At 66.4% G+C, this 7,044-nt stretch carries 7 protein-coding genes; 1 reads left to right on the top strand and 6 read right to left on the bottom strand.

Features of this window, described 5'->3' with window-relative positions; genetic code table 11:
* A partial coding sequence (locus A1351_RS21215) for a glycosyl transferase (RefSeq protein ID WP_064033849.1) occupies positions 1 to 1,670 on the top strand: 1,670 nt, incomplete at its 5' end.
* Positions 1,671 to 1,692: 22 nt separating this feature from the next.
* Here the strand turns inward: A1351_RS21215 and dnaA are convergent.
* The 6 genes from dnaA to coaBC form a co-directional block, all read right to left on the bottom strand.
* On the bottom strand, positions 1,693 to 3,180 hold the full coding sequence (gene dnaA / locus A1351_RS21210) for a chromosomal replication initiator protein DnaA (protein ID WP_051465390.1): 1,488 nt from the start codon (positions 3,178 to 3,180) through the stop codon (positions 1,693 to 1,695).
* A 904-nt stretch (positions 3,181 to 4,084) separates the two neighbouring features.
* Entirely contained in the window at positions 4,085 to 4,351 is a 267-nt protein-coding gene (gene rpsT / locus A1351_RS21205; protein WP_024879343.1) for a 30S ribosomal protein S20, read from the bottom strand.
* A 140-nt stretch (positions 4,352 to 4,491) separates the two neighbouring features.
* Complete coding sequence (locus tag A1351_RS21200) at positions 4,492 to 5,265, bottom strand: enoyl-CoA hydratase (RefSeq protein WP_024879342.1); 774 nt, start codon at positions 5,263 to 5,265, stop codon at positions 4,492 to 4,494.
* A 28-nt stretch (positions 5,266 to 5,293) separates the two neighbouring features.
* The gene (locus A1351_RS21195; RefSeq protein WP_024879341.1) at positions 5,294 to 5,740 is read right to left on the bottom strand and encodes an Rrf2 family transcriptional regulator; all 447 of its coding nucleotides are present in this window, start codon (positions 5,738 to 5,740) and stop codon (positions 5,294 to 5,296) included.
* Positions 5,737 to 6,222, bottom strand: coding sequence for a dUTP diphosphatase (gene dut / locus A1351_RS21190; protein ID WP_024879340.1), 486 nt, complete (start codon positions 6,220 to 6,222; stop codon positions 5,737 to 5,739). Before dut ends, A1351_RS21195 begins: the two co-directional genes overlap by 4 nt.
* The coding region (gene coaBC / locus A1351_RS21185) for a bifunctional phosphopantothenoylcysteine decarboxylase/phosphopantothenate--cysteine ligase CoaBC (protein ID WP_064033848.1) at positions 6,219 to 7,044 on the bottom strand (826 nt) is incomplete at its 5' end. The genes coaBC and dut, both read right to left, overlap by 4 nt.

Here is a 7,044-nt window from a genome sequence, read left to right as displayed (position 1 = left end):
TCCATTGCGCGACCGCCGCCGTCAATGGCGAGTCGGTCGCTCACAAGCTCAGCGCGCTGCAGCAGACCGGGCGCGTGCTCGAGAGCCTCAATAAGGACGAGGCGGCGGAAGACGCGCTGCGGCAAATCCTGGAGATCGATCCCAAGCGGCAGGAAGTCGTGCAGCATTGGATCGCGCTGCGCCAGCGCCAATGCAAATGGCCGGTCGTGCAGCCCTCCGAGCGCGTGAGCCTCGCCGATCTCGCCAATGGCATTTCGTCGCTGTCGCTCGCCAATCATGCCGACGATCCGATGTTCCAGCTCGCCAAGGCGCATCATTACGAGAAGCGCTCCATCGGCCGGCCCAAACGCGGCCTACCCGAGCGCAGCCTGCGCGCAGCCGAGCCGAAGCGGGCGCGCAAGCAGCGGTTGCGCATCGGCTATGTCTCCTCCGATCTGCGCGAGCATGCGGTCGGCTTCGCCATGACCGATGTGCTGGAGTCGCATGATCGCGCGCATTTCGAGATCTACGCCTATTATTGCGGCATCGCGCGCAATGATCCGACGCGCGAGCGCATCGCCGCCGCCGTCGATCGCTGGACCGACATCAACGGAATGGACGACGAGACGGCGGCGAAAAAAATCGCCGAGGACGAGATCGACATTCTCGTCGATCTCAACGGCTACACCAAGGATGCGCGCACCAAGGTGTTCTCGCTGCGGCCGGCGCCGATCATCGTCAACTGGTTCGGCTTCCCCGGCACGATGGGCAGCCCCTATCATCATTACATCATCGCCGATCCGGTGATCATTCCCGAAGGCGCGGAGATCTACTACTCGGAGAAGGTGGCGCGGCTCGCCTGCTACCAGCCCAATGATCGCAAGCGCGTCGTCGCGCCGCAGCGCCCGACGCGCGTCGAGGCGGGATTGCCGGAGGACGCCTTCGTCTATTGCTCGCTCAACGGCATGCAGAAGCTCACCGCCCTCACCTTCGATCGTTGGGCGCGCATTCTGACGGCGGTTCCCGACAGCGTGCTGTGGCTGCTGACCGGCACGGAGCAGACCAACGCCCGCGTGCGCGAGGAGGCGAAAGCGCGCGGCGTCGCGCCGGAGCGCATCGTCTTCGCCGAGAAAATGGCCAACCCCTATCATTTGGCGCGCTATCCGCTCGCCGATCTGTTTCTCGACAATTTCCCCTATGGCGCCCATACGACGGCGGCCGACTCGCTGTGGATGGGCGTGCCGATCGTCACCTTCGCCGGCCGCAGCTTCGCCTCGCGCGTCTGCGCCAGCCTGGTGCGCGCGGCGGGCGTCGGCGAGCTCGCCTGCGCCAGCGCGGAGGATTATATCGCGCTCGCTATCGAGCTCGGCAAGGACAGGCGCAAGCTCGCGGGGCTGCGGGACAGGCTCGCCAATGTGCGCGAGACGTCGCTGCTGTTCGACACGCCGCGGCTCGTCGGCGATTTGGAGACGCTCTATCGCGACATGTGGCGCGATTACGAGAGCGGCGAGCTGCCGCGGCCGGATCTGCGCAATCTCGATATTTATCACGAGATCGGGCTCGATCTCGATCTCGAGAAGATGGAGCTGCTGAGCGACGCCGATTATCGCACGCTCTATCAGCGCAAGCTGGCGGAGTGGGACGCCGCCTATCCGATAGAGCCCGACGCGCGGATGTGGCGGCCGCGCTGAGCGCGCGGCCATGATCCCCCGCTCACTCGGCGAGCATTCGCTTCAAGAGCTCGATGACCTCGGACAGGCTCTTGTCCTTGGAGGCGAGCTCCTCGACCTTACGCACGGCGTGCAGCACGGTCGTATGGTCGCGTCCGCCGAAGCGCCGGCCGATCTCCGGCAACGAGCGCAGCGTCAGCACCTTGGACAGATACATGGCGATCTGCCGCGGGCGCACGACATTGGCGGTGCGGCGCGAGGAGAGAATATCCGCGCGCGAGATATTGTAATGGCTGGCGACGAGCTTTTGAATGTCGTCGATCTTGACGCGCTTGGGCTCGGCGCTGCGAACGAGATCGCGAATGGCGTTCTCCGCCGTCTCGACGCAGAGCGGCGCGCCGTTCAGCGTCGAATGGGCGAGCAGGCGATTGACCGCGCCTTCGAGATCGCGGCCATTGGTGACGATGGTCTTGGCGATATAGGACATGACCGCCGGCGGCACATGGAAATTGGGCTGCGCCTCCTGCGCGGCGGCGATGCGCGCCTCCAAAATCTTCATGCGCAATTCTTCGTCGAGCGGGCCGATGTCGACGCAGAGCCCGCCCTTGAAGCGCGAGAGCACGCGTTCGTCGAGAGTCTCGAGGTCGGAGGGCGGGCGATCGGCGGCGACGACGACCTGCTTGCCGGCGTCGATGAGCGAGTTCAGCGTGTGGCAGAACTCCTGCTGGATCGACTTGCCCTGCAGAAATTGCACATCGTCGATGATCAGCACGTCGATGTTGCGCAGCCGCTCCTTGAAGGCGATCGAATTTTGCTGCGTCAGCGCCGAGACGAAGCCGCTCATGAATTTCTCGGCGGTGAGATAGAGCACGCGGCGCTTATTGTCATTGGCCGAGCGCGCCACCGCCTGCAGAAGATGCGTCTTGCCGAGTCCGACGGCCGCATGAGTGTAGAGCGGATTGAACAGCGGATGCTCGCCGGGACGGGCGTCGGCGACGCGACAGGCGGCCGCATAGGCGAGCTGGTTCGAGGGGCCGACGAGAAAGGTCGAGAAAGACAGACGACGATCGAGCGGGGAACCGCCGAAAGACTCGCCGTCGCCGCGCGCCGCGGGACGCATCGGCGCCTTGACGTGCTGCGCCTCCGAGCGCTCGACGACAATGGCCGCAGGCGCCGGTTGCGCCTTCTCGACGACGGCGCCGGAAACGGCGTCCGCATCACGAGGGCGCGCACGGCGCGTCGGCGAGCGCACGTCGATGACGATCTGCTCGAGCGAGGTAAATTCGGCGCACAGCCGCGTGCGGATGCGATCCGCATAGTGAGACTGAATCCAGCTCTTCAAGAATTTCGTCGGCACCGTCAGCAGCGCTGCGCCGTCCTTCATGCCTTCGAGCTCCAGCCGCGCGAACCAGGAGCTGTAGACGGCCTCGCCGAGCTCGGCGCGCAGCCGCCCGCGCACGCGCTCCCATTTCTGCCGGCCCTCCGCCGACAGCTCGCTGGAATTCGACTGGTCATCGCTATTATCGGACATGGCTTTCTTTCGCGCTGAAGACGAGTCGAGGCGCGGCGCCTCGACAGCGTCGTCATAGTGAAACGGATAGATCGGTCGGTTTCGATCGATATGCGCGATCGACGCTTAGAGGACGCTTAAAGCTGGTTCGGGGGACCCACGGAATTTTCGCCGAGGTCGAAGGGACTTCGTCCGTCCTTTCGACTGCGACCTCGCGCGTCGTAGCGCTGCGCTACGTCGTCGCTCGGTCTCGTGTCGGCTCGCCGCCCAAAAGCCATCACATCACCCCTACATCCGCGATGAGCGAAAGCCCGTCGCGGTCCTTACAATCGGATCTGAAGATACGCAGACAGAAACGCACCCAGCGGGAATCGGCCGATGCATTCGTGGTGTGGTCGACGCATTCGTGGAACGCGTCGGGCAGTCCATCGCAGAGAAGGTGTCACCCGGAGGCTTACATGCGTCTACTCACCCATCCAAGCGACGCCGCTCCTCAGCGCCACGCCACATTTCGAACCTACACGCCCGCTTTTGCGCACGCAACGATCGTCGAGCCGCAGAATGCGCGGAACGTCGCCGCATCGCAGCCGCAGTCACGCCCTTCGCCTGGATAAAGTCATGATTCGTCGCTCAGAAAAATTTACGACGGTGGGAGGCGTGACACGGCGATCTTCGCATTGTTGCAGCGCGCGCGTTAACGAACGGGGCCTGTCAAGCCCGGCGAGCCTTGGCGACGCAGCGGGCCTTTAACGCAATTAACTGTTTTTAAACCGTATACGCTGCGCACAAGAAAAGCGTGTGAAAAAAAATCTCACACTACGAAGACTAGCGGAGTCGGTTTGCCCGTGCGTCGAAATATTACGCAGAACGCAAAAAAGCCCGGCGGAGCCGGGCTTTCGAAACACGCCGTTTGCGCAAGAAAAGATCAGGCAGAAAGAGCCTTCACGCGCGCCGTGAGACGCGAGACTTTGCGCGATGCGGTGTTCTTGTGAATGACGCCGTGCTGCGCGGCGCGCATCACGACTGGCGCGACGCTCTTGAGCACGGCGGCGGCCGTCGCGGCGTCGCCGCTGGCGATCGCCTCCTCGACCTTGCGGACCTGCGTGCGCAGCAGGCTGCGACGCGCGCGGTTGACGGCCGTGCGCCGGGCGATCTTGCGGACGGCCTTCTTGGCCGAGCTGGTGTTGGCCATCTTTGTTCCTTCGACGGTCGAGGCGAGGCGGGCGGGGTCGCCGCCCAAAAAAGCAAAGCGGCCGCGAAATCGCGGCCAGTTCGCCGGCCTTATACGCGGGCCGGCGTCGTTTCGTCAATGGCCGGGCCGGAGCGGCGCGCTCAGCGATGCTCGAAACGCGGCGGGCGCTTCTCGATGAAGGCGGTCATGCCCTCTTTCTGATCATGCGTCGCGAACAGGGAATAGAACAATCTCCGCTCGAAACGCACGCCTTCCGAGAGCGGCGTCTCATAGGCGCGCTCGACCGCCTCCTTAGCCATCAGCACGGCCGGCAGCGACAGAGCGGCGATGGTCCGCGCGCTCTTCAGCGCCTCTTCCAGAAGCTTGTCCGCAGGAACGATTCGGGCGACGAGGCCGCAGCGCTCGGCTTCCTCCGCGCCCATCAGCCGGCCGGTGAGAACGAGCTCCATGGCCTTGGATTTGCCGATGGAGCGCACCAGCCGCTGCGTGCCGCCGGAGCCGGGAATGACGCCCAGCTTGATCTCGGGCTGGCCGAATTTGGCCGTGTCGGCGGCCAGAATGAAGTCGCACATCATGGCGAGCTCGCAGCCGCCGCCCAGAGCATAGCCGGCGACGGCGGCGATGACGGGCTTGCGCGCGCGCGCCACGCCGTCCCAACGCGCCAGGAAATCGTCGAGATAGGCTTCGGCGACGGTCTTGTCGCGCAGCTCCTTTATGTCGGCGCCGGCGGCGAAGGCCTCCGCCGAGCCGGTCAGCACCACGCAGCCGATTTGAGGGTCCGCCTCGAAATGCGCCAGAGCGTCGGCGATCTCGCCGATCAGCCGCGCATTCAGCGCGTTGAGCGCGCGCGGCCGGTTGAGCCGCAGCAGCGCGACACGATCATGCGTCTCGATCTCGATCGTCTCGTAATCCAAGGCCGGCCTCCTGCTTTCCGTCGCTAAATCAAATTTCGAAGTCGCCCTCATTCGCCTCGATCTCGCCGAGGCCGGCGGCGACCGCGCGCCCATGCAGCTCGTCCAGCGTGATCGTATCGAGCTTGGCGAGCGCCTGACGCTCCGCCTCCGCGAAGAGCGGATCGACCGCGAGCGCCAGCAGACGCGGCTCCTCGCCGTTCTGCGCGCCCTCCTCCGCGCGCAGAGCGACGCGCACGATCTCGCCGACATACAGACGGCGGCGCTCGCGCGCCAGCTCATAGCCGCCGGCCGGGCCGCGCACGCTCTTCAAAATGCCGGCGCGCACCATGGCCTGCAGCATGCTCTCGAGATGCCGCGGCGGCAGATCGTGACGCGCCGCCAGCGCCCGCGACGACACCGGCCGCGCCCGCGCATGCAAGGCGATGTCGAGCGCCGCCAGCACGGCGAGACGCGCGGGACGCGGCAGCAGGCTCATTCGGCTCCGCCCTCGCCCGATGCGACCTCGCTCGTTCCGGTCGAGCCGAAGCCGCCGTCGCCGCGCGCGGTCTCCTCCAGCGCTTCCGCCGCCTCGATGAGCTCGACATGCTCGTAGCGCGCCACCACGAGCTGCGCGATGCGCATTCCGCGCGAGATCTCGAATGGATGCGTCCCAAAGTTGACCAGCAGAACCTTCACCTCGCCGCGATAGTCGCTATCGATGGTGCCGGGCGCGTTGAGCACGCTGACGCCGAATTCCAGCGCCAGGCCGGAGCGCGGCCGCACCTGCGCCTCAAAGCCGGGCGGCAACGCCAGCGACAGGCCCGTCGGCACCAGATCGCGCGCGCCGGGCTCCAGCACCAGCTTGCCGCCGGGCGCGATCGCCGCGCGAAGATCGAGCCCCGCCGCGCCGGCGCTGGCGTAGGCGGGAAGCGGCAGGCCTTCGCCATGCGGAAGCCGGCGGATGGCGATCTTGGTCACGGCGTCTCTCCCAGCGTGTCGGCGATATGCGCGATGAGCCGCGCCGCGACCTCGGTCTTGTCCAACCGCGGCCAGGAGGCGACGCCGGCGCGCGAGACGAGGTGAACCTCATTGCTGTCCGCGCCGAAGACTCCGGCGCCGACGTCATTGGCGACGATGAGATCGCAACCTTTGCGCGCGAGCTTCTCCTGCGCATGGAGGAGCACGTCGCGCGTTTCCGCCGCAAAGCCGACGACCAGCGCCGGCCGTCCCTCGCGCCTCTGCGCGACGCTGGCGAGAATATCGGGGTTCTCGCGCAGCACGAGCGTCGGCGGCTCGCGCGAGGCGCCCTTCTTGATCTTGTCGGCGGAAGGCTCGACGCGCCAATCGGCGACGGCGGCGGCGCTGATGAACACATCGGCCGGCAGAACCGCCTCCACCGCCTCGAGCATTTGCTGCGCCGTCTCCACATGACGCGTGGCGACGCCTTTTGGATCGGCGATCTCGACCGGGCCGCTGACCAGAGTGACGCGCGCGCCGGCCTGCGCCGCCGCCGCCGCAATGGCGTGGCCCTGCTTGCCGGAGGAGCGATTGGAGAGAAAGCGCGCCGGATCGATCGGCTCGCGCGTCGGCCCGGAGGTGACGAGCACATGGCGCCCGGCGAGCCTCCCCTGCCCCGCGACGGGCAGCGGCAGAACCGTATCGCCGCCCAGCGCGGCCTCTATGGCGGCGACGATGGCGAGCGGCTCCGCCATGCGGCCTGGGCCAAATTCGCCGCAGGCCATCTCGCCATCGTCCGGCCCGACGAAGAGCGCGCCGTCGCCGCGCAAAGTCGCGACATTG

The sequence above is a fragment of the Methylosinus sp. R-45379 genome (assembly GCF_001644125.1).
In the GTDB taxonomy this organism is placed as follows: domain Bacteria; phylum Pseudomonadota; class Alphaproteobacteria; order Rhizobiales; family Beijerinckiaceae; genus Methylosinus.
Note: the sequence above shows the minus strand (reverse complement) of the source record. Positions and strands in the feature narration are given on the sequence as shown.